Here is a 25,076-nt window from a genome sequence, read left to right as displayed (position 1 = left end):
GTTTAACATTGTCCTTGTAAGTTAAAGGAATCACAAGAAAAGAGGAGCATTAATCATGGATGCATTAGTATTAACAGGCATTAAGTCACTGGAATTGCAAGATATTGCACAACCAGAAGTAAAACCAAACGAGGTGAAAATTCATACTGCGTTTGCGGGTATTTGTGGTACAGACCACGCTTTGTATGCTGGTTTGCCAGGTTCAGCTCCAGCCGTACCTCCAATCGTTTTGGGACACGAAAACTCAGGTGTTGTTGCCGAAGTTGGTTCAGCTGTAACCAATGTTAAAGTAGGGGACCGTGTGACTGTTGATCCTAATATTTATTGCGGACAATGCAAGTTCTGCCGTACAGGTCGTCCAGAATTGTGCGAAAACTTGTCAGCCGTTGGTGTGACGCGCGATGGTGGCTTTGAAGAGTACTTTACAGCACCTGCTTCAGTCGTTTATCAAATTCCTGATAACGTATCATTGAAATCAGCAGCTGTTGTTGAACCAATTTCATGTGCTGTCCATGGTATTAAGTTATTGAAAGTAACACCATACCAAAAAGCTTTGGTTATTGGTGATGGCTTCATGGGTGAACTTTTTGTACAAATTTTGCAAGCCTATGGTATTCACCAAGTTGACCTGGCTGGTATCGTTGACGAAAAGTTGGCAATGAACAAAGAAAAGTTTGGTGTTAAAAATACCTTCAACACGATGAAGGGTGACAAGATTCCTGAAGGCGAATACGATGTTATCATTGAAGCTGTTGGTTTGCCACAAACACAAGAAGCTGCTATTGAAGCTTCAGCACGTGGTGCACAAGTATTGATGTTTGGTGTTGGCGGTCCTGATGCTAAGTTCGAAATGAACACATACGAAGTCTTCCAAAAGCAATTGACAATCCAAGGTTCATTTATTAACCCTAATGCATTTGAAGATTCATTGGCTTTGTTGTCATCAGGCAAGTTGAACGTAGAAGCATTGATGTCTCACGAATTGGACTATAACACAGTTGATGACTTTGTTAATGGTAAGCTTGGTGTAGTTTCAAAGGCTGTTGTTAAAGTTGGTGGAGAAGAGGCATAATTCCATGAACGCTAAAAACGTAGCACAGACGACATCTAAGAATGGTCGCACGCTGACGATTGGCGCCTCATTATCATATTTTGTGCTTTCTTTGGTAATCAACGCGGCTGGTAATGTCTTAACAGTCGTTACAAGTCAAAAAATCCACCCAGCTTTTCTGGGCTCTGCTTATTGGACAGCCGCTGAATCAGGTTTTAATAAAGCAGTGTTTCAAGGATCAAATTTGATGCTTGGTTGGGTATTTTTCATTGTAGGTGTCTTAATTGCAATATTGAATGTATTCTTACAAGGCTATTTTGATTGGAAAAAGTTTGTTGGCAATATTGCCTTCATGGTACCTTTCTCAGTGTTGATTAGTTTCTTTGCAGGTATGTTCTCACAGGTGCTACCCGAGTCACATAGTGTCATGACAACCATAGGTTATACTGTATTGAATTTCATTGGTGTTGCAATGATTGCAATTGCTATTTCAATTTATCAACGTACAAACCTTGTCCTACATCCCGCAGATGATTTGATGCAGATTTTGAGATTTAAGTATTTCAAAGGTTCTGCCGCTAAGGCGATGTGGGCGTCATATATTCCGCCAACAATTATTGGTATTATTGCTATTATTATCTTGCCTGATTTTACCAATTATGGTGTCGGTACAGTGTTCGCATTTCTATTTCAAGGTGGGATTACGGGTTGGGGAGATAAAGCGATTTTCCCAAATCTTAAACATCAAGGAATTTAATTATCATGAAGACGTGGGACAACATATCGTTCCAGCCTTTGCATTCTAAATTATAGGAGCATAACATGTCATTTTCAGATTATTATTCAGGCGTACAACACATTGGTATTCCCACAAAAGATTTAGCAGCTGCTGAAGCCTTTTGGACGAAGCTAGGTTTCACTAAAACAGGTGATTTTCCAGTTGGTAATGTTATTTTCATGAAGCGTGACAACCTCGTGATTGAAACTTGGCAGCAGGACGAGGTTGCTGGTAAGCCTGGTGCAATTAACCATATTTCTATGGATACAACTGATGCTGACGCAGCATTTGTTGCTGCAAAGGCTGAAGGTTTCAAGCTAATCGATTCAGAAGTACAACATTTAGCTTTCTGGGAAAAAGGTATTAAGTTCTTTAATATTGAAGGACCAGACGCTGTTATCGTTGAATTTTGTGAAATTGTAAAATAATAAATAAAAAAACGCACGCTTTGAATAAAAGTGTGCGTTTTTTATTGCTTAGAAATGTTAAAAGATAGTTGATATCATCGTGTTTTCAATTTGTTTTCAGAAAAAATGACATATGATAGTTTTGTTCTTTTCAATAATAAGTGCTGACAAGCGCTTGACATGTATCAATATAATCGATTAAACTAGTTATGTAAGCGCTTAACAAAAACTGAATATGACAAAGGTAAAGACATGGAAATTCAAAACAAAGCAATGCTCATTACGTATGCTGATTCTTTGGGCAGTAATATCAAGGAAGTCCACCAAGTTTTGAAGGAAGACATTGGCGATGCGATTGGCGGGGTACATTTGTTACCATTTTTCCCTTCTACAGGTGATCGTGGCTTCGCTCCTTCTGATTACACGCGTGTTGATGCAACATTTGGTGATTGGGATGATGTTGAGGTACTTGGACAAGAGTACTATTTGATGTTTGATTTTATGATCAATCATATTTCTCGTGAATCGGAGATGTATCAAGATTTTAAAGTAAATCACGATCAATCAAAGTACCGTGATTTCTTCATTCGCTGGGAAAAGTTTTGGCAACAAGCTGGGCCAGATCGACCAACTCAAGCAGACATCGACCTTATTTATAAGCGCAAAGACAAGGCGCCAATTCAAGAAATCACTTTTGCTGATGGCATGACAGAGCATCTTTGGAATACATTTGGTGAAGAACAGATTGATATTGATGTTAATTCTCAAATTGCTAAAGCCTTCATTAAAGCAACGCTAGAAGACATGGTCCAACATGGTGCCAATTTGATTCGTTTAGATGCTTTCGCCTATGCTGTTAAGAAAGTTGGGACAAATGATTTCTTTGTCGAACCAGAAATATGGGCTGTTTTAAACGAAGTGCGTGACATTTTGGCACCTATGCATGCTGAAATTTTACCAGAAATTCATGAGCATTATACAATTCCTCAAAAGATCAACGCCCATGGTTATTTCACTTATGATTTTGCTTTGCCAATGACAGTACTTTATACGCTTTACTCAGGCAAAACAAATCGACTAGCCAACTGGCTCAAACAGTCTCCGATGAAACAATTCACGACGTTAGATACGCATGATGGCATTGGGGTTGTTGACGCACGTGATATTTTGACGGACGAATAAATTGATTATGCTTCTGAGGAATTATACAAAGTTGGTGCCAATGTCAAAAAGACCTACTCATCAGCTGCGTATAATAACTTAGATATTTATCAGATTAATTCAACTTACTATTCAGCTTTAGGCAATGATGATGCCGCATATTTGTTGAGTCGTGTTTTCCAAGTTTTTGCACCTGGTATTCCACAAATTTATTATGTCGGGTTACTTGCAGGCGAGAATGATATTGATTTGTTGGAATCTTCAAAAGAAGGTCGTAATATTAATCGTCATTACTATACTCGTGAAGAAATAAAATCAGCTGTTAAGCGGCCAGTTGTTGCTGACTTATTGGCATTATTATCATGGCGTAATCAGTTTTCAGCATTTGCTCTGGATGGGACAATCACTGTCGAGACACCATCAGAACATGATATTAAAATTACACGAACGGATCATTCCGGAGATAATATAGCTATTTTGCTAGCTAATGCCAAGACACGCACCTTTGTCATCACAGCAATGGGCAAGACAGTCTTACAAAACAAATAAGAAAAGAAAAGAGAAGAAAAGAATCATGGGATTATTAGGCGCAATTGAAGCAGGTGGCACAAAGTTTGTGGTCGCCGTAGCAGATGAAAATTATAATATTGTTGAACGGACAGCATTCCCAACATTAGATGGGGAGAAAACATTAGATCAAGTTATTGCGTTTTTTGACCAATTTGACAATATTGATGCTATTGGTATCGCTGCTTTTGGACCAATTGACATTGTTCCTGAATCTAAAACATATGGTTATGTATTGGACACGCCAAAACATGGTTGGTCAGGCTATGATTTCTTAGGTCGTATGAAGGCTTGGCGTGATATTCCTTATTTCTGGACAACAGATGTAAATGGTGCTGGTTGGGCTGAATTTGAGACTGGTGCTGCCAAAGATGCTCAAAATATGGTTTACTTGACAGTAGGTACGGGCGTTGGTGCTGGTATTGTGTCAGGTGGCAAATTGGTGAGTGGTTATGGGCACCCAGAAGCTGGACATATTTTCTTACAAAAGCATCCTGAAGATCACTATGAAGGCCATTGCCCATTCCACGGGGATAATTGTTTGGAAGGCTTGGCAGCTGGTCCAGCCATTGAAGCGCGTTGGCATAAGAGTGCTAAAGAAATTCCTGACGGAGATAAGGCATGGGAAATTGAAGCCTTTTATCTAGCACAAGCAGCGCTAGACTATACCATGATTTTGCGACCAGAAAAGATTGTTTTTGGTGGTGGTGTGCCACATCGCGAAACCTTATTCCCATTGATTCGTGCGAGTTTTGCTGAACAAATGAGTGATTATTTAGATGTACATGATTTAGAAGATTACATTGTGCCAGTAGCTAACGGCGATAACGCTGGTATTCTTGGTTGCTTCTATTTGGCTAAAACATTGTTGTAAAATTCTTACTTTTTGTCAACGTTATGGTTCTATGTTATTATTAACATATCAATAATTTCGAGGGCAATCTCATGACAAAAACAATAGATAATACAGAGAGTATTCTATGCCAAAATTTTACTAATACATTTCGAATTTTAGGCAGAAAATGGAACGGACTCATTATTGAGGCGCTCCTCATTAGTGGACCAAAACGATTTTTGGAACTTTCGAGAGCCATTGCGAGTTGCTCTGACCGTGTGTTAGTTGAGCGACTCAAAGAGTTAGAATCCGTACACTTGGTTAAGCGTGTAACATATGATAATTCTAGCCTAATTGAATATAAATTAACTGAGGCTGGTGAGGCGATGCGGCCGATGATGGCTGCGATACACGAGTGGTCCGATAAATATAATGATGTCACGCAAGCAAAACATGCAGACAGTAATGACTGAGCATGATATACTATAAGTGATTTAATATAATTTTACACGGAGAGTGGCCTAGTAATTGCGTTTTTCATGTTAAGCGAGTGATATATTTGGTGTAAATATCATCATGCAACGATGCAATGAATTTCAGTCATGAGTGTTTGGTTTAATCACCAACGTAAGACTGCGTTATAGTCCTAGAGCTGGTAATTTATCAGAAAATTGGGTGGTACCACGGTTGTTTGACGTCCCATGTTATCTTAAGAGAAGATAACATGGGATTTTTTGTTGCAACGGGATTAGATTAGATAAACTAAATGGCATAATAGAGAGGAAAAATGATGAGTTTAATTGAAGATCTTAAAGCCTTAAAAGCGACAGCTGTCGCAAGAATTAATGCTACTGAAGCGGATGTTGAAGCGCTAAGAGTGAGCTTATTAGGGAAAAAAGGTGAGTTAACGGCCTTATTAAAGGGTATGAAGGATGTTGCGCCAGAAGAGCGTAAAACGGTTGGTGAAATTGGAAACGATGTTCGCCAAACGATTACGACCCTGTTAGCACAAAAAAAGGCAGCAGAAGAAACGGCACGACTAAATGAGCAATTAGCTGCTGAAAAAATTGATGTGACATTGCCAGGTAGTGCACACCAAGTTGGTCAGCCGCACGTTTTGCAACAAATCATCGATGAAATAGAACAGCACTTTTTGGGATTAGGGTTTGAAATCATTGATGACATTGTTGATTCGCCAGAGATAGAAACGGATGAATATAATTTTGAACGTGAAAATCTACCTAAAGACCATCCAGCACGTGATATGCAGGATACCTTTTATATTACGCCAGAAATCTTATTACGCACACAAACCTCACCTGTGCAGTCACGCTCGTTGGAAAAACATGATTTTTCAAAAGGACCATTAAAAATGATAGCGCCAGGCAAGGTGTATCGTCGTGACACTGATGATGCGACACATTCGCACCAATTTCATCAGGTCGAAGGGATGGTTGTTGGCGAAAATATTACCATGGCCGACTTAAAGGGCACGTTGTTATCAATCATGCAAAAGTTATTTGGCGAAAAGCATCAAATTCGTATGCGACCATCTTATTTCCCATTTACGGAACCTTCAGTTGAAGTAGACGTATCTTGGAATGAAGTCACACCAGATATGAAACCAGAGGATATTGAATGGATTGAAGTGCTTGGTGCAGGCATGACCCACCCGAATGTTTTGCGAATGGATGGTATTGATCCGGAAAAATATAGCGCGTTTGCCTTTGGCTTAGGACCAGATCGCTTTGCTATGTTGAAGTACGGCGTAGATGATATTCGTCAATTCTATTTGAACGATGTTCGCTTTTTGTCACAGTTCAATCGAAAGGGAAATTAACAATGAAGACAAGTCTAACATGGTTAAATGAGTATTTAGAAGAAAGTGTTGCCGTAGATGAACAATCAGCTGCTGATTTGGCTGAACGTATTGAACGAACAAGTGTTGAAGTTGATTCAGTCACAACACTGGCTGGTAAGCAAGATGGTTTAGTTGTTGCTCAAGTCAAAACGGTAGTACCACACCCAGATTCAGATCATATGGTGATTACCCAGGTTGATATAGGCCAAGATGAGTTGATTCAAGTTGTTACCGGCGCACCAAATGTTGCTGAAGGACAATATGTTATTTTGGCACAAGTTGGGTCACATATCATTGATCATAATACCGGTGATATGATAGAAATAAAGCAGGCGACACTGCGTGGTGAAACTTCATTTGGTATGCTAGTGGCACTGCAAGAGATTGGGTTTGATAATAAAATTGCTCCTAAGGATTTTGATGCGGGCATCTATGTTTTTGGCGAAGAAGATAATGTGCATGCTGGCGATGATGCCATTGCTATTTTGGGCATGAATGAACCGGTCATAGATACAGATTTGACACCCAATCGCTCTGATATGCTATCAATGCTGGGTACAGCTTATGAGTTTGGCGCAATGCTTGGCATAAAAGTTGTCATCCCCGATTTTGATTTAGTTGAATATGAGCCGTTGGCAGCCGATCAGATTCAAATATCGGTCGAAAGTGATGAACTAGCGTCGAAATATGCTGTTCGTGTCATTAATAATATTACAGTGAAAGACTCACCACTTTGGTTGCAAAAGCGTTTGTGGAATGCGGGGATGCGACCAATTAATAACATTGTTGACATCACGAATTACATGATGTTAGTTTATGGGCAACCACTGCACGCGTTTGACTTAGATAAATTAACAACAAAACAGTTAGCAGTACGCCGCGCCAAAAACAATGAACAACTCACCACGCTTGATGGCCAAACGCGTCAATTACGAGCCGGCGAAGATATTGTTATTGCAACAAATGATGCACAACCATTGATGTTAGCCGGTGTGATGGGTGGTATGAGCTCTGAAGTTGATCGTTCGACCAAAAATATTGTGATTGAGTCGGCTGTATTTAACCCAAGTTTAGTACGTGCTACCGCTCGACGTCACAACATTCATTCCGAAGCGTCATCACGATTTGAACGTGGCGTGAATAGTGATCATACGTTTACAGCCTTAGACCATGCTGCAAGTTTGGTAGACACATTAGCTACAGGGCAAGTTGCACGCGGATTACTGACTGCTGTCAACCAACCGCGTGAAGCAATCCAACAAGCGATAACTGTTAATCGCGTGAATCATATCCTAGGCACAACGTTGACACTAGCTGATGTGACGACTATCCTCGACCGTTTAGCATTTGAGTACACGATAGTGGATTCGAAAATTAACGTTGTGTTACCAGCGCGTCGTCCAGACATGAGTATTGAAGCAGATTTAATTGAAGAAATTGCTCGACTGTATGGTTATGATAATTTACCAGTTACTTTACCATATGGGCCAACAACACCAGGCAGCCTGACCAAAGCACAAAGGCAAATTCGTGCTAGTCGGAAAATTTTGGAAAGTTTGGGCATGAACCAAGCGATTTCATACGCCTTAACAACACCTGAAAAAGCGCAACAGTTCGCAGAAAACCCAGCAGCCAAAGTGGTAACATTAGATTACCCAATGAGTTCTGATCGTACAACAGTACGGCAAAACTTATTAGCTGGTTTACTAGAAGATGTTGCGTATAATGTTAATCACAGTGTGCGAGATATTGCACTCTATGAGCAAGGTCGTGTATTTGTGGCCAATGGCAAAAACGAATTGCCAACTGAAATTGAACATTTGGCTGGTGTACTGACTGGCAACATTGTTGAGTCATCTTGGCAACAAGAAAAAGCAGAACGTATTGTTGATTTTTATGATATAAAGGGTATTGTTGTAGCTTATCTAGAGCAAATCGGTGTTAAAAACGTGCGGTACGTTGCGACTGACCGTCACGCTAATATGCACCCAGGGCGAACTGCCGATATATACACTGATGATGTTTATCTCGGCTTTGTCGGTCAAATTCATCCTAAAATGACGCGTGCCAAAAAAATGACACCAGTGTATGGTTTTGAGTTGAATTTGTTTACTGTCATGTCTGCTGCAAAGCGAACAGTAAGTTATCAACCAGTGACACGATTCCCACAAGTAAGCCGTGATGTTGCGCTGTTGATAAACGACACGATCACAAATGAACAAGTGATGACAGTTATCCACCAAGCTGCAGGTAGTAAGTTAGCTGATGTGACACTATTTGATGTTTATGCAGGAGACAAACTCCCAACCGGTAAAAAGTCGTTAGCTTATCAGTTAACCTATCAAAATAATGAAGGCACACTAGTCGAATCAGAAGTTAATGATGATTTTGAGGTTGTCACAAAAGCCCTTGTAGCTGAGTTGGGTGCAGACATTCGGTGACCATAGGCAAATTGATTTGAGTTCAAGAAGAATTCACTGTATAATTAAAAACGGACTATAACGTTTTTTAAGGAAAATTCATGGCTAAAATAATTATTCGTGGTGGCAAACGTCTCCATGGTGAAGTCACAATCGGTGGTGCAAAGAATTCAACAGTTGCACTTATTCCAGCTGCAATATTAGCTGATACACCGGTTAAGTTCGACACCGTACCGCAGATTCTTGATGTTAAAAACTTACAATTAATTTTGGATGCAATGAATGTGCATTCCAATTTTGAAAATGGTAATTTAGACATTGATCCAACGCAAATCACGGAAAGTGAATTGCCAAGTGGCGCGATTAAGTCTTTGCGTGCCTCATATTATTTTATGGGGGCATTACTGGGACGTTTTAATCGCGCAACAGTTACTTTCCCTGGTGGTGATAATTTAGGTCGTCGACCAATTGATCAACATATTAAAGGATTTGAAGCGCTTGGTGCAACAGTCACTGAAACTAATGACATTATCCATATTGATGCCACTGAAAATGGCTTGATTGGTGCACGTATAGCATTGGATACTGTATCGGTTGGGGCTACCATTAACATTATTTTGGCTGCCGTGCGTGCTAAAGGGCAAACTATACTTGAAAATGCTGCTCGTGAACCAGAAATTATTGATATTGCAACATTTCTAAATAACATGGGTGCCAATATTCGTGGTGCTGGAACAGATACTATTCGTATTGCTGGTGTACCAAGTTTGAAAGCGCGTAACACGCATACAGTGATTCCAGATCGTATTGAAGCCGGTACTTATATGAGTATGGCTGCTGCTTTTGGTGACGGAGTCACAATCAAAAATGTTATTCCAGAGCACTTGGAGTCATATACCTCAAAACTCATTGAGATGGGGGTTAATTTGGATATTGGCGAAGATGCCATACATGTTTACCCTTCAGACCAATTGCAACCAGTTAGTATCAAGACCATGCCTTATCCTGGGTTTGCAACTGATTTACAACAGCCCATTACACCATTACTATTAATGGCCAATGGGGAAAGCATGATTCAAGATACCATTTACCCTAAGCGTGTGAAGCATATTGCAGAATTACGTCGTATGGGTGGAGACGTTGATTCTGAAAAGCCAGGGCATATTCGTGTCAATTATTCACCGAGATTAATTGGTACAGATGTAGAAGCTGCTGAAATACGTGCTGGCGCAGCTCTTGTGATAGCAGCAATTATGGCTGAAGGTGAGACGGTTATCAATGATGCAGATCATATTTTGCGAGGATATGATCGAATTCAAGATAAGCTAACTGCCTTAGGTGCAGATGTTTCAATTGAAGGCATTGACTTGATTAATTTAATGCCGTGAACCATTGATAAAATATGTTGCAACGTAAATCATGATATGATAAACTATACTAGTTATATACTGACTCTGTTACAGAAGTTTCAGGGCGCTAAGGAGAAATAGTTATGCAAGCAGAAATCCACCCAAATTACCGTCCAGTTGTTTTTCTTGATGCAACAACAGGTAAGAAGTTCTTGTCAGCTTCTACTGTTACATCAAATGATACAACTGAATTTGAAGGTCAAGAATACCCAGTTATCCGTATGGATATCACATCTGACTCACATCCATTCTACACTGGTAAGCAAAAGTTCACGCAAGCCGATGGTGCAGTCGACAAGTTCAACAAGAAGTTTGCTGGATTTGGTTTTAAGAACAACGAAGACAAATAATTGTTCTTAGTAAAAGCGTTCACGGTAGTGAGCGCTTTTATTTTTTATTCATCTTATTATTGAGAAATGGAGGGCATATTGTTATTGCAGCTTTGCTATTTGGTTTTGCGATAATCATATGTTGTGTATAATGTCGAGAACAATTCTTCCAGTTAAATTACATGAAATAATCGTTGCAACGGTTGATGATATTAGACTTGATGGCATGGGGATTGTCTATGTCACGTCAAAATATCCATTGTATATTGCCGATGCGATTCCTGGCGAAATGCTCAAAATTGAAGTTATTCAAGTTGATAAATTTTCCGGCTATGCTAAAATTATCGAGAGATTAACAGTTTCTGATCAACGTCAGGACAGTCAAAGGCAATATTTAATTGAGGCGGGAACAGCACCATTAGTTAATCTGAAATATGAGGCACAACTCGAATTAAAGCGGCAACAGGTAAAGCGTTTATTTGAAGCACAAAATATTGAAGTTGTTGTTGATAGTACGATAGGTATGGCCAACCCTACCTATTATCGTAATAAGACAATTGTGCCTGTTAAATGGCAAAATGGTCATTTAACTAGTGGTTTTTATCGTCGTGGAACACATGAATTGGTTCCTATGACTGATTATTTCGTCAATGATGCCAACATCGACCAAGCGATTATTACTGTACGTGAAGTATTAGAAAATTATCAAATTAGTGCTTATGATCCTGATACACAGGTGGGCGCTATTAGATATATTATGATTCGCCGTGGCTATTATTCACATGAATTGATGGTGGTTCTCGTCGCAAATGATGCGCAGATTAATCATGAGTCGGCAATTACACAAGAATTACGACAAAACCTCCCTGAACTTAAGAGTTTGATTTTTAATTACAGTCCTAAAAAAGATTATGTGTTGTTGAGTCCAAATAATCGGACATTATGGGGAGAAACGGCTATTAAGGATACCTTGTTAGATTATACTTTTCTCATTGGCCCAAACTCTTTTTATCAAGTTAATCCACAGACTACAGAGGTGTTGTACGATTTAGCGGCGCGTAAAGCTGATTTAAAAACAACAGATATTGTTATTGATGCTTATTCAGGTATTGGCACAATTGGTATCACGGTGGCTACACAGGTTCGAAAAGTACTTGGGGTTGAGGTTGTACCTGGTGCTGTGGCAGATGCACAATTAAACATGCGGATGAATCACGTCGATAATGCGGAATACATTTTGGCAGATGCGCCACAACAATTTAAATTATGGCAAGAAGCCAACCTACAACCTGATGTTGTCTTTGTTGATCCACCGCGGCGGGGATTAACCAATGCGTTGATTAAAGCAACGACAGATATGGCTCCTGACAGGATTGTATACGTCAGTTGTAATCCTGTCACATTAGTTCGTGATGCGGCAGAATTAGTGCAGCAAGGTTATCATATTGACGGACCAGTATTGCCAGTGGATCAGTTCCCACAAACATCGCATGTAGAAAGTATTACAGTATTTAAGAAAAATTCTTGATATAATATACGTATGACAGAAACACCGCGTATCACCAAGATGGCTATATGATATTGTTGTATGTCATGTACAAAATTGGCTAGATAAAACGGTGCTTTTATTTTGGAGATAAAATGAACGACTCACTTAAAAACATTGCTTCAGTGCTTCAGGCTAATTCGCAAGGGGACGCCGATATTACTGGTGTTGCCTTTGACTCTAGACAAGTTAAGATAGGTGATTTATTTGTAGCCCTCGTGTCGGAACATGATGGTCATCTTTATATACAACAAGCTTTGGCTAACGGTGCTGTGGCAGTGCTAGTTGATGATCAGCATGCTATAACACCAGATATACCAGCTATTATTGTGCCAGATACATTATTAGCTTTACAACGATTAGGACAATATCGTCGTGAAATGGTTAATCCAAAGGTTATTGCTATTACGGGGTCCAACGGCAAGACAACGACAAAAGACATGACTGCGGCTATTTTGTCGACGAAATTTAAAACATTTAAGACACCTGAAAATTATAATAACGAAATTGGTGTGCCTATGACGTTATTGTCTATGCCAGATGACACAGAAGTATTGGTTGTAGAATTAGGCATGGACCGCCCTGGGCAACTAACGGTATTATCACACTTGGTCATGCCAGATATTGCGATTATTACAATGATTGGTGAAGCACATATTGAATTTTTTCAGACAAGAGATAACATTGCCCGTGCTAAACTAGAAATTACACAGGGACTTAAATCTGATGGTATTTTACTGGTGCCATTTGATGAGCCCTTGTTGACGCAAGCAGCTGTTAAAAGTGATAGGCAGTACTTTGGCGAAAAAGTATCGGCCATTCAAGCCTTGGCTACTGTCACAACATTTACATTTGAACAACAAAAATTTGCAATTCCTGTCATGGGTAGGTATAATGTTATGAATGCGCTCGCAGCGATTTCAGCGGGTAAGCTACTATCTATTGATTTAAAACATGCCGCCTTGGCATTAAAAAACTTTGATTTGACGAAAAATCGAACTGAAAGATTAGTGACATCACAAGGCGTTGTTTTAGTTAGTGATGTCTATAATGCTAATCCAACAGCTGTTGCTGCTGTATTATCAACCTTAAAGTCACTTCCTGCTCGGCGAAAGTATGTTGTGTTAGGCGATATGCTAGAATTGGGAACACAAGCAAATCATCTTCACGCTGAATTGGGACCTAAAATACTCGATACAGATGTTGACGGTGTATACTTAGTAGGATCATTATTTAATCAAAATACCGCACCACTTTTAATGTCAAAAATGGGTGTGGAAAGGGTGCATTTGTATCAAACGGATCAGCTCAAGCAATTGGCATCAGATTTATTGGCTATCAGTCAGCCCGGTGACGTTATTTTGCTAAAAGCCAGCCATGGGATTCATTTAGAAGAAGTTGTTCAGCAGCTCACATCTGAACAACCTTAGTTGTCATTGGGGAAGCAGCATTGAAACGTACACAACATCGTCAACTTAAATATTTTACGTGGCGTCATTTTCTGATTACTACGGTAATTATCCTAATCTTAGGCGTTGGTACTTGGGGATTCTACCAAGTTACCAAAATGCATGAAGCTGAGGCCGCACATCCAGAAACACAAGATGCGTTAGATCAGATTGATCAAAATGTTTTTCTTGAAGACAATGATCACGCTGTATCGGCTAACCATCAACTTGAAAAAGCTGGTTTTACAGGGACTGCTTTGCTTGTGGAAAATAATCGTATCATTTTGCAAAAGGGTTACGGTTATGCGAATGAGGCAGAAGGTCGGTTCAATAACCCGCAATCACTGTTCCAAATTGCCTCAATACAGAAAAGTTTTACGGCAACGTTGATTATGCAACAAGTTCAGCAGGGGAAGCTGAGTCTAGAAACACTGTTAGCAAGATATTACCCTAACGTACCTAATGCAAGGCGAATTACGATTAAGCAGTTATTGACGATGACTAGTGGTTTATCACAAACAGGCGAAGATCAAAACGTTATCTCTGAGTTAGATAATGTTAACTTCGATGCCAGCCATGTTAAGCTGTTACCATCAAATCGGTGGACGTATCAAGCTATTAATTTTCGTTTATTAGCTGGCATTTTAATGAAGATTACGCACCAAAGTTATTGGGAGCTATTTAACAATGTGTTTAATAAGCAGTATCATTTGAATATTGCTAACTATGAAAACTTTATGCATAGTGAGCATCGAACGATAGCTTATCAAAATGGTAATATCGTCCCCGATAATCCGCGTCAGTACGCACGAGAAACGGGCACCGGCAATGTGGCAATGTCTGCGGGCATGCTATATCGTTATTATCGCTTGTTGATTGATCACAAGATTATTACTGTCTCACGTTTGCATGATATGTGGCAACCAGTTGTCGGAGAATCCTATTCAAGTGGCTTATATCATTGGGGTAAGTACAATAGTGGCCATGGCATATTGGATGGGTTTGAACCGACAATTGTTATAACAAATAATGGACGTAGTGCAGTTATTTTGTTAAGCAACAGCCGCGTAAGAGGGAAAAGCTGGCAACCGCTGGCAAAAGCACTATTTACACAAATGACAGCCATTAAAACACGTTAGATGGCTATAGGCGCTACAAAGCGCAGAGGAGAAAAATTTTGAAGTTTAGTGAATTAGGTTTGTCACAAGATATTTTGGATGCTATTGCAACACATGGCTATGTGGAAGCAACACCCATTCAAGAAAAAACAATTCCGCTAACATTAGCGGGTAAAGATGTTATTGGACAAGCGCAAACAGGAACTGGAAAAACAGCTGCCTTCGGTTTGCCAATATTAGAACACATTGATTTAAGTAATAAAAACATTCAAGCTTTAATTGTTTCACCTACACGTGAATTAGCAATTCAGACGGCTGAGGAACTTAAAAAATTAGGCCGTGATAAGCACGTTGATGTGCAAGTTGTCTTTGGTGGTGCAGATATTCGTCGTCAAATTCAAAACTTGAAATCGCATCCACAAATTCTTGTGGGTACACCAGGCCGTTTGCTTGATCATATTAACCGTAAGACAGTTAAAATTGATAATGTTAAGACATTGGTGTTGGATGAAGCTGATGAGATGTTAAATATGGGATTCTTGGATGACATTGAATCAATTATCAAGAACACACCAGCAGATCGTCAAACATTGCTATTCTCAGCAACAATGCCACCAGCTATTAAGCGTATTGGTGTCAAATTTATGACTAATCCTGAGCATATTCAAATCGAAGCAAAAGAATTGACAACTGATTTAGTTGACCAGTATTTTGTACGTATGCGCGAGAATGAAAAGTTTGATACAATGACACGCATCTTTGATGTACAAGCACCTAAGTTGGCGATTGTGTTCGGTCGTACCAAGCGTCGTGTTGAAGAATTATCACGTGGTCTAGAAGCACGTGGCTATCGTGCAGCTGGCTTGCACGGTGATTTGACGCAACAAATGCGTTCACGCGTTTTGGCACAGTTCAAATCACACGAAATCAACATTCTGGTAGCAACTGATGTTGCTGCACGTGGTTTGGATGTTAAGGATGTTACACATGTTTATAACTTTGACATTCCTCAAGATCCTGAATCATATGTTCACCGTATTGGCCGTACAGGTAGAGCTGGCGCTAAAGGCGTTTCAGTAACACTAGTTGCACCAAATGAAATGGATTACCTTCGCGCAGTTGAAGATCTTACCAAGAAACGTATGACACCATTGGAGCCAGCTTCTTTGAAAGAAGCACGTATTGGTAAAATTAAAAATGCGGCAGATGAAGTGCATAATATTGTCAAAAAAACAGATGTTAGCGAAATTCAAACAGAAGTTGATAAGTTGACAAACCAGTATTCTTCAGAAGAATTAGCGGCAGCACTTTTGTCATCTGTAGCAGATTTGGAAAAGCAGAATACACCAGTTGAAATTACCCGCGAACGGCCATTACCACGCCGTAGAAATGGTAGTGGGTCACGTAATGGTGGTGGCCGTGGTGGCGATCGTCGTGGCAATGGCGGTGGTTATCGTGGTGGTAATCGCAGTGGCGGCTCAAGAAACGGTGGTGGCAACCGTGAGCGTCGTGGTAACAGTGAACGTCGTTTTGGTGATTACAAGCGTCGTGATGGCCGTTCAAATGAGGGACGATCAAATAATTCATCACGCCAACGTCGTGAATTCACTGTCCGTGAAAAAGATTAACACTGAGCTATTTATAACTACTTAGATAAAACGATGAAACCGTCCAAACAAGCTGTTGGTCGGTTTTTCATTTCCCAGTACAATTGCACTTATTGGAGGATAGTCATGAAGACAGTAGAAGACGCGATTACCTTTATTCATAGCCGCCCAAAGGGTGGGCAAAAAGAATCTCTGCATCGTATGTTTACGCTCTTAAATGCATTAGATAATCCGCAAGAGCAATTACCGCCGGCAATCCATGTGACCGGGACAAATGGTAAGGGATCAGTGTCTACAATGGCTAGTAATATTTTACGTGTTGCAGGTTATCGTACTGGTTTATTTATTTCCCCTTATATTGTTAATTTTAGAGAGAGAATACAGATTAATAATCAGTGGATTGCCGAACAAGACTTACTAGCAGTGGCACAATTAGTAGAAAAAAAATTAATCACTGTGGATCAACAGTTGGCACCAGATGTGCCCACCGAATTTGAAGTTTTGACGGCAATTATGATGACTTATTTTGCTCGTGAAAATTTAGATGCTTTGGTTATCGAAGTGGGTATTGGTGGTCAACTTGATTCGACAAATGTGATGCCAAACGCAACTGTTGCTGTCATCACAAGTGTTGGCCTAGATCATCAAGCGCTGTTAGGTGATACCATCGCAGCAATCGCTGAGCAAAAAGCCGGAATAATTCATGATAATATGGCGGTTGTGATAGGTGAATTGCCAGAAGCAGCGCAATGGGTTATTGAAAAGCGATCAAAAAGGCCAATAATTCATGGACATTCTGGCCAATTTGAGCAAGGTCTACCTGGACAATATCAAGTACAAAATACTGCCACTGCAGTGGCGGCAGTCAACGCTTTTGATGAGAGTATTACGGTTGAACAAATTCAAAATGGTCTGAAGCAAAGCCAGTTTGCTGCGCGTTTTGAGACAATTAGGCCAGGCATCATAATCGATGGCGCACACAATTACCAAGGGTTAATGCAATTAGTGACCGCCCTGAATACGGGAGAATATGAAAAGCAAACGAAGACATTAATTATCGGCAGTCTGATGGATAAAAACGTTGTGTTAGCCTTCAGCGATATTTTGACACAAGCTAAATTTGATATTGTGCTGGTACCTTTTACTGGCCCTAACGGTAGACACAGCCTAAATATTTCGTCAGTTGCTAAGCAATATGCCATCAAGACGGCTGATAGTTGGCAAACAGCTTTTCATGAAAGTCATAGTGATATGACAATTTTTACAGGTTCTTTATATTTTGTTAGTGAGGTGAGAAATCAACTATGATGAGAATACAAACTGAAAAAAAATTATCCGTTCGTTTAATATTGAGTGTGTTAGCAATCGGACTTTTAGGTTTTTCCGATATTATGTTGGAGACGGCTTTGAATGTTAGTTTCCCAGTGTTGATGAGGACCTTTAATGTGCCGTCAAGTACAGTGCAATGGTTAACATCTGGTGTTATTTTATTGACAAGTATGGTAGTTATATTGTCACCATGGTTGAAGAAGCGGTTTACCAATCGTAGTCAATTTGTTGTAGCGACAGTCATATCGATTTTAGGGGTTTTAATTGACGCAGTCAGTAGTCATTTTGGTCTGACTTTGTTTGGCCGCTTGTTACAAGGCATCGGTGGCGGTGTTGGCATGCCGCTGATGTACAATGTTATTTTTGAACAGGTACCTGAAAAAAAGCGCGGCACAATGGTTGGTTTGGGTTCACTAATAATTTCTTTTGCGCCAGCTATTGGACCGGCTTTTGGCGGCTATTTAACGCAAAACTTCGGTTGGCGTACAGTGTTTTGGGTTGTGTTACCTGTTCAGATAGGGTCACTTATTTTAGGCTGGTTTACAATTAGACAAGTTTCAGAGGTCGTCCGAGAAAAATTGGATTTATTCGGCTGGTTACAATTAAGTTTGTTTTTTATATCAGGTATCTTCTTAATTGAACGACTTAGCACACATGGATTGATCAATGTGATTAGTGTTGTCTTGTTACTAGTAATGATTATTAGCTTGCTGAGTTACTTCAAACGATCAAAACGTATTACATATCCACTGATTGATCCGGCTATTTTTAAATTTAAGAGTTTTTCTTTGAGTGTTGCGGCGTCTTTTACGACACAGGTCGCAAATTTAACATTTAATTATGCCATACCAATGGCGCTTCAAATTGTACTTTTGAAAAATTCACAAGTGGCTGGGCTGACGTTATTGCCTGGCGCACTGGGTTATGCTTTTATGGCTATTGTCTCTGGTAGACTTTACGATCGTTACGGGCCTAGATTGCCAATCGTCACTGGCATAACAATGATTATTGTTGGTGCAATGATGATGCTATTCTTACCATTAGGTGTTTTCAATATGACATTGAGCTTTATGGTAGTGCAACTTGGTGCCGGCTTTTGGTTTGGTAACAACATGACACATGCAATCAGCCATGTACCGGTTGCGTACCAAAGTGCGGGAAATTCAATTTTTTCAGCAACCAATAACTATTCAGCAGCTGTCGGTATTGCACTTGCTGCTGGTGTGATGACTATTTTTCAAAACCACAATAGCACTTTGAACTATATGGCCAAAACAAGTCTTGGGACAACCTGGCTATTTGGGTTAGACATCATTATTGTTATTGTGGCGGCAACACTATCGCTTAGGGCGTTAAGGGTTGTGAATAACAAGGCTTAATCACGTATCATTCTAGTAAGAGGTAGAAAATGATATTAGATGATCAAGTCGAAAAATTTTATACATTGCTAGGATATGATGGGCGTAAGGGCGTTGATGACTTAAGACGGTTTTTCCCCCATGATTATGATTTGAATGAGATTGGGCATGATACGATGATGGATTTTATTGCGGATAATCCAACGTTACATGGCGCATTGCTCACCGGTATTGCGATTGGGCAGCAGGTGGCAGCGAGTATACGACCAGTATTATTAAATGCAAAATTTTCCGAAAATATTGGCCACTTTGCTCAGCAGAAATTAGGTCATTTTAAGCAAGAACAGTTGTGTGTGGCAATACTTGATGCCCAGTTAAATGTTATAGGTTGGGAAACGGTATTTATTGGTAGTTTAACCAGTGTCCAAGCTTCACCACGTGAAATATTTCAGCGCGTCTTGATAGCAAACGCGTTAGGATTTATGATAATTCATAATCACCCGAGTGGGAATGTTATGCCATCGGATACCGATATCGCCTTTAGTCAACGGTTAAAGCAATTAGGTGATCAGATGGCGGTGCCAATGTTTGATTCTTTTGTTGTTACCTATGACAGCTACTGGAGTTTATCTGAAAATGCACAACTCAAGTGTCCTGCTTAATTAGATCATGATGATATGCCGCCTGCACAAGAACACGCTACTTTTTTTGTGCATCAAAAACTGGTAAAATAATATGGGTAAGTTTGATATCAACATTGATAGAAAAGGAATAAGCTATTGCGCCGTTGCATAGTCAACGTCTTTAGCCTAACAGATAAAACATGGGACAAGAACATCCAGCAGTATGGTACGAACACCTTCATACCGAAAAACATACAGGGGCACGTCGAGGGCGTATACATACGCCACATGGGACGTTTGAGACACCCATGTTTATGCCTGTCGGTACACAAGGTGCAGTCAAAGGTGTAGGTACACGAGCGTTAAAAGAAATTGGTTCGCAATTTATTTTGAGTAACACTTATCATTTATGGGTACGGCCAGGTGATGAATTAATTGCCGAAGCTGGTGGCTTACATAAGTATATGGGCTGGGATCAAGCAATTCTAACGGATTCTGGTGGCTTTCAGGTTTTTTCTCTATCAGATGCACGAAAGCTAAAAGAAGAAGGCGTTACCTTCCAAAACCATGTTAATGGCGATAAAATGTTTTTATCACCAGAAGTGGCCATGCGTATTCAAAATAACTTGGGATCTGACGTTATGATGCAGTTAGATGAGGCGATTCCGTATTTTGAAAGTTTCGATTATATTAAAGAATCAATGCAGCGCTCTTTACGGTGGGCTGATCGAGCACAAGTTGCGCATCGTAATCCTGAAAAACAAGCATTATTTGGTATTGTGCAAGGCGCTGGATTCAAGGCACTCCGTACAGAATCGGCTAATGGCTTGGTGGGAATGGACCTACCAGGTTATGCCGTCGGTGGTCTATCTGTAGGGGAATCCAAACTGGAAATGAACCGTGTATTAGATTTCACTATGCCATTATTACCAGAAAATAAGCCACGTTATCTCATGGGGGTTGCTGCACCGGACTCACTGATTGACGGTGTAATTCGCGGTGTAGATATGTTTGACTCTGTGTTGCCTACTCGCATTGCACGTAAAGGGACCTTGATGACACGCTATGGCCGCGTTGTTATCAAGAATTCTAAGTACAAAAATGATTTTTCACCATTGGATCCTGATTTGAGCTACTATTCACCAAATCATATTCGACAAGCGCAATTCGGTAATCAAGCACAATTCGATAATCCAGACTATAATCCTTTCCAAAATTTGACACGTTCGTATTTGCATCACTTGTTTAACGCTAACGAAATATTGGGTGCCCAACTAGCATCGCAACATAATTTACGTTTCTTGTTACAATTCATGGAAGATATGCGAACAGCCATCGAAAATGATGAATTACTTGAATTCCGAGCAAGAGTAATGGAAGAATACGGTTATAATAAGCCAAATGCGCGCTTATTTTAAGACAATTATTGTGTATTGTTTGGTATAATTAAGTTATATTGTTTACACAACAATGAATCGTATCAGTTAAGAAAGTAGGAAATATTATATGAATTTAAGTTTGATTCTCCCATTAATTTTGATTGTTGGTATGTTTTGGTTTATGAGCCGCCAACAAAAAAAGCAACGTGCAGCGCAAGAGGAACGTCAAAGTAACTTAGTAAAAGGCACAAAGATTATAACAATTGGTGGTTTGCATGCGGTTGTAGATAGTGTTGATCAAGTTGCAAAGACAGTTGATCTAGATGCAGAAGGTGTCATCTTAACATTTGATATGGCAGCTATTCGTACAATCGTACCTGAAGCACCAAAGGCAGAACCAACAGTTGCAGTCGAAGATTTGAAGCCTATTGCTAAAGATGAAACTGCAGATGCAAAAGAAAATATTACATCTGAAACTGATAAGCCTTCAGATAAATAAGCGGTATAATAAAGAGAGCAATAGCTCTCTTTTTTGAATGGAAATTACTAAATGACAACAAAATCAATTATCGTGCCGGATGGGACAAAAATTGTATATGACGAATATGGTAGTATGACACATGCGACCATTTTTTTGTTGCATGGGAACGGTAGTTCTGCACGTTATTTTAAGCCTCAAATTGAGCAATATGCAAGATATTTTCATGTTATTGCGCTAGACTCACGCGGCCATGGTCGCTCTTCCAATACTAAAAATAAAATAGAAATTATGGCTATAGTTTCAGACATTGAGTTTATGAGAAAAACTTTTAATTTGTCGCAGATTATTATACTCGGGTATAGTGATGGTGCAAATATCGCTATAAAATATGCGACTGTATACCCTAATCGTGTGTATCGGATGGTACTCAATGCACCAAACCTCAGTAAAAAAGGCATTTATAAGATTCTATGGTGGCTTGATAGTTTTGCGCAGCATTTAACGCGTGTATTAGCACCGATTAGTCATTATGCAGCCCGGCGCCACAAACAGCTGCATGTTATGAGTGAGCCACTCAACATTTCGCGGGGCGATTTACAGCGTGTTGCGGGTGATGTGTTACTCGTCATCGGTAGCTTTGACTTGGTTAAGCGTCGACACATTGAGAGAATCAGACAATTATTACCACATGCTGAAATGATGGTCATACCTAGACACAGTCATTTTATAACTTACACTAATCCTAAAAAATTTAGTCGATTAGTCATGCCATTTTTACTCGGGGGAATAAAACATGCCAAAAATTAAGTCAATCTTGTCACATTTAATTATTCCAGCGGTTACAGTAATATTGATTAGCCAACTAGTCTTTATGACGCGTGAAATTACGTGGAACATGATTCTAGAAACAATTAGTCAAATTACTTGGTGGCAAGCGCTACTGCTAATTATATTTGGATTTGTCACTATTGTACCCACGTTGTTGAGTGACTTTATTTTGGCACGTTGGCAAGCATACAATATTAAACGAACTGACTTGATACAACGTGCTTGGTTGATTAACGTTTTTAATATTAATGCTGGTTTTATTGGCACAGTGAGTTTGCTATTGCGGCGAGTGTTCTATTTTGATCAAAAAAAATCTAGTCATTTGAAGCCCTATCTTCAAGTATATTTGTTGGGTCTTACTGGTTTATTAGTGGCAAGTGCTGCTGCTATTGTCGCAATATGGCTGCATTTTCTGACGGGATTTGAAGAAAACATGATTTGGTTAATAGCCATCTTAATGATGGCTATTGTTGTTGGTTTCATTTCTATCGTACCGCGTTTTCATTTTTGGCAAGGCATCAACTTATTGGTTGTTAAACGGCTATTAACGGTATCACTCGCTTCTTTTGTTTTACAAATGGCGCTATTTGTTGCTATCGGTGTCACATTAGGAATTCATTTGCGCTTGGCCATTATGATGCTGGCATTCATCTTAGCCAGTACAATTGCTTTAGTTTCCATGACACCAGGTACGTGGGGCTCATTTGATGTGGCTGTACTTTTTATCCTATCAGATTTATCAGTCAACTCGGATCAGGTGGTTGTTTGGCTTATTTTATACCGTGTCGTATATAATGTAATACCCTTGCTGAGTGCGTTTATTTTACTGATTTATCGACTATCCAAAAAAATTAATAGCGATTACCGTGGTGTGCCACATTATGTTGCACGCGCAGTAACACATCAAGTCACAACAGTGATGTTATATTTGACTGGTATTTTACTGGTTTTGTCAGGCACAATGCCAACTATTGTGCAGCGTGTTATGATATTAAATCATTTACGGTCTTGGCCGATTACATATGCTTTAGCTAATCAATTACCAAATATTTTGTTGGGATTTTTATTACTCATTAGTGCCCGAGGGGTGGCCAATCGTGTTAAAAGGGCGTATCAGTCAACTATCGTCTTATTAGTTGTCATTATTATTTATGCACTGTTTGAATATCGGCACATTGTACCGATGGTTTTGGTGGGGGTGTTGTTATTCGCGTTTATGACAACTCGGCAAACCTTATACCGAGAACAATTTATTCATTCATGGGAAGAGCAAATTGTTGACGGGGCAATTTGGGGTGCGTTGATTATCAGTTATTTATTACTCGGTATTGTAAATACGCCAATATTTAAACACAACTATCATTTTCATGAACGAGGCATGATACCTTCTGTTCACTGGTGGGTTATGGGCGCCATTGTTATTTTAGTTGTTGCTACCTTTAGCTTATTGCTATCGCGCTATTTACATGCCCATCAACAACAATTAGGTGAATCATTTGATGAAATACGGCTTAATCGTATTTTAACAATTGGCGATACGCATTATACCAACCTAGCATTTTTAGGTGATAAACGCTTTTATTATTATCAAGTCAATCACGAAGATAGCGTAGGCATGCAGTTTAGATTAGTTAACAATAAAGCTATGGTGATGGGTGATCCTTTTGGTGATGCGAGCTATTTTGCTGAAGCGATGCAACAATTTGTTGATGATGCTGATGTGTTAGGCTACGTGCCAGTATTTTACGAAGTGAGTGAACAAATTGCGATGTTAGCACATGAATTTGGGTACGATTTTTTCAAATTAGGAGAAGAAGCACATGTTGTATTAGATGCATTCTCTACGGCGGGTAAAAAAATGCAGAATGTCCGGTCTGTTGTTAATCAAGCTGGACGAGCTGGTTTTGAATTTAAAGTTCTCACACCACCGTTTAATGAAGAAATCTTGAAGCAATTACAAAAAATTAGTGATGAATGGTTAGCTGGGCGAGAGGAAAAAGGCTATTCCTTAGGTTTCTTTGATCAGAATTATATACAACGTTACCCGATTGCTGTCTTATCTAAAGATAATCGAATTGAAGCTTATGCCACTTTAGTAACGTCCCATACCGAACGACAAATGGCTGTAGATTTAATGAGATTCACAAAGGCAGCGCCAAATGGCGTTATGGATGTTTTGTTTGTTAATACAATTGCTTATGCCAAGTCTCAAGGATTACAAACACTTAATTTAGGCATGTCACCGTTAGCTAATGTTGGACAACATAGGCAAAGCTTTGGTCGAGAAAGATTAGCTAATCTGGTTTATCAATTTGGCTCAAAAGTGTATTCCTTTGAAGGGTTACATCATTATAAGAGTAAGTTCACAAAAACATGGGTGCCGATGTATATTGCCTATTCTAGAAAATCATGGATTATCATGGTAATGATTGGCTTACTCAAAATTGATAATAAAGGTGTCAAACGTGCACCAGCGTTTAAAGTCGTGTATGATAAAGATAATGATTTTTAATATATAGAGGAGGAAATATGATGCCATCA

Annotated in this window: 20 protein-coding genes and 1 pseudogene; all 21 read left to right on the top strand. The window is 39.6% G+C overall.

All coding sequences use genetic code 11. From position 1 onward, the window contains the following. Positions 1-55 precede the first annotated feature (55 nt). Positions 56-1,072 carry a zinc-dependent alcohol dehydrogenase family protein gene (locus FAZ25_RS01240; protein WP_004900149.1) on the top strand — a complete coding sequence of 339 codons (1,017 nt, stop codon included), beginning with the start codon at positions 56-58 and terminating at the stop codon, positions 1,070-1,072. A gap of 4 nt (positions 1,073-1,076) precedes the next feature. Further along, positions 1,077-1,808, top strand: a complete 732-nt coding sequence (locus FAZ25_RS01235; protein ID WP_004900146.1) for a hypothetical protein — start codon at positions 1,077-1,079, stop codon at positions 1,806-1,808. 65 nt (positions 1,809-1,873) lie between these two features. Continuing rightward, complete coding sequence (locus tag FAZ25_RS01230) at positions 1,874-2,257, top strand: VOC family protein (RefSeq protein ID WP_004907397.1); 384 nt, start codon at positions 1,874-1,876, stop codon at positions 2,255-2,257. A gap of 231 nt (positions 2,258-2,488) precedes the next feature. After that, a pseudogene (gtfA, locus tag FAZ25_RS01225) lies at positions 2,489-3,946 on the top strand (sucrose phosphorylase). A gap of 25 nt (positions 3,947-3,971) precedes the next feature. Next, positions 3,972-4,838, top strand: a complete 867-nt coding sequence (locus FAZ25_RS01220; protein ID WP_182089844.1) for an ROK family protein — start codon at positions 3,972-3,974, stop codon at positions 4,836-4,838. 71 nt (positions 4,839-4,909) lie between these two features. Beyond that, positions 4,910-5,272, top strand: coding sequence for a helix-turn-helix domain-containing protein (locus FAZ25_RS01215; RefSeq protein WP_004905172.1), 363 nt, complete (start codon positions 4,910-4,912; stop codon positions 5,270-5,272). Between the two features lie 317 nt (positions 5,273-5,589). Continuing rightward, positions 5,590-6,639 (top strand): phenylalanine--tRNA ligase subunit alpha, encoded by a 1,050-nt coding sequence (pheS, locus tag FAZ25_RS01210; protein ID WP_040176611.1) that lies wholly within the window; start codon positions 5,590-5,592, stop codon positions 6,637-6,639. 2 nt (positions 6,640-6,641) lie between these two features. Then, complete coding sequence (pheT, locus tag FAZ25_RS01205) at positions 6,642-9,101, top strand: phenylalanine--tRNA ligase subunit beta (RefSeq protein ID WP_146973246.1); 2,460 nt, start codon at positions 6,642-6,644, stop codon at positions 9,099-9,101. Between the two features lie 80 nt (positions 9,102-9,181). Next, a complete protein-coding gene (locus tag FAZ25_RS01200) occupies positions 9,182-10,468 on the top strand; it encodes a UDP-N-acetylglucosamine 1-carboxyvinyltransferase (protein WP_004900127.1) in 1,287 nt (428 codons plus the stop codon). A 104-nt stretch (positions 10,469-10,572) separates the two neighbouring features. After that, a complete protein-coding gene (locus FAZ25_RS01195; RefSeq protein ID WP_004900125.1) occupies positions 10,573-10,839 on the top strand; it encodes a type B 50S ribosomal protein L31 in 267 nt (88 codons plus the stop codon). A gap of 130 nt (positions 10,840-10,969) precedes the next feature. Then, a complete protein-coding gene (rlmD, locus tag FAZ25_RS01190) occupies positions 10,970-12,346 on the top strand; it encodes a 23S rRNA (uracil(1939)-C(5))-methyltransferase RlmD (RefSeq protein WP_146973242.1) in 1,377 nt (458 codons plus the stop codon). 113 nt (positions 12,347-12,459) lie between these two features. Next, positions 12,460-13,794: a UDP-N-acetylmuramoyl-tripeptide--D-alanyl-D-alanine ligase gene (gene murF, locus FAZ25_RS01185; protein WP_040189892.1), complete on the top strand. Its 1,335-nt coding sequence runs from the start codon at positions 12,460-12,462 to the stop codon at positions 13,792-13,794. A gap of 20 nt (positions 13,795-13,814) precedes the next feature. After that, the gene (locus FAZ25_RS01180; RefSeq protein WP_040176616.1) at positions 13,815-14,951 is read left to right on the top strand and encodes a serine hydrolase; all 1,137 of its coding nucleotides are present in this window, start codon (positions 13,815-13,817) and stop codon (positions 14,949-14,951) included. A gap of 38 nt (positions 14,952-14,989) precedes the next feature. Beyond that, a complete protein-coding gene (locus FAZ25_RS01175; protein ID WP_004900112.1) occupies positions 14,990-16,558 on the top strand; it encodes a DEAD/DEAH box helicase in 1,569 nt (522 codons plus the stop codon). 105 nt (positions 16,559-16,663) lie between these two features. Next, entirely contained in the window at positions 16,664-17,845 is a 1,182-nt protein-coding gene (locus FAZ25_RS01170; RefSeq protein WP_040189894.1) for a folylpolyglutamate synthase/dihydrofolate synthase family protein, read from the top strand. Further along, positions 17,842-19,245 carry an MFS transporter gene (locus FAZ25_RS01165; RefSeq protein ID WP_004900108.1) on the top strand — a complete coding sequence of 468 codons (1,404 nt, stop codon included), beginning with the start codon at positions 17,842-17,844 and terminating at the stop codon, positions 19,243-19,245. Before FAZ25_RS01170 ends, FAZ25_RS01165 begins: the two co-directional genes overlap by 4 nt. Positions 19,246-19,274: 29 nt before the next feature. Beyond that, a complete protein-coding gene (locus FAZ25_RS01160; RefSeq protein WP_048801767.1) occupies positions 19,275-19,886 on the top strand; it encodes a JAB domain-containing protein in 612 nt (203 codons plus the stop codon). A gap of 161 nt (positions 19,887-20,047) precedes the next feature. Then, the gene (gene tgt / locus FAZ25_RS01155) at positions 20,048-21,265 is read left to right on the top strand and encodes a tRNA guanosine(34) transglycosylase Tgt (protein WP_004900103.1); all 1,218 of its coding nucleotides are present in this window, start codon (positions 20,048-20,050) and stop codon (positions 21,263-21,265) included. Between the two features lie 88 nt (positions 21,266-21,353). After that, positions 21,354-21,725, top strand: a complete 372-nt coding sequence (gene yajC, locus FAZ25_RS01150) for a preprotein translocase subunit YajC (RefSeq protein WP_004900100.1) — start codon at positions 21,354-21,356, stop codon at positions 21,723-21,725. A gap of 51 nt (positions 21,726-21,776) precedes the next feature. Continuing rightward, on the top strand, positions 21,777-22,514 hold the full coding sequence (locus tag FAZ25_RS01145; protein WP_040189896.1) for an alpha/beta fold hydrolase: 738 nt from the start codon (positions 21,777-21,779) through the stop codon (positions 22,512-22,514). Then, positions 22,501-25,047, top strand: a complete 2,547-nt coding sequence (mprF, locus tag FAZ25_RS01140; RefSeq protein ID WP_004907382.1) for a bifunctional lysylphosphatidylglycerol flippase/synthetase MprF — start codon at positions 22,501-22,503, stop codon at positions 25,045-25,047. The genes FAZ25_RS01145 and mprF overlap by 14 nt, the downstream gene beginning before the upstream one ends. The last annotated feature ends 29 nt before the right edge of the window (positions 25,048-25,076 follow it).

This window comes from Leuconostoc sp. LN180020 (assembly GCF_014844115.1).
Classification (GTDB): domain Bacteria; phylum Bacillota; class Bacilli; order Lactobacillales; family Lactobacillaceae; genus Leuconostoc; species Leuconostoc citreum.
The sequence above is the reverse complement of the archived record's forward strand: the minus strand, read 5'-3'. Positions and strand labels throughout refer to the sequence as shown.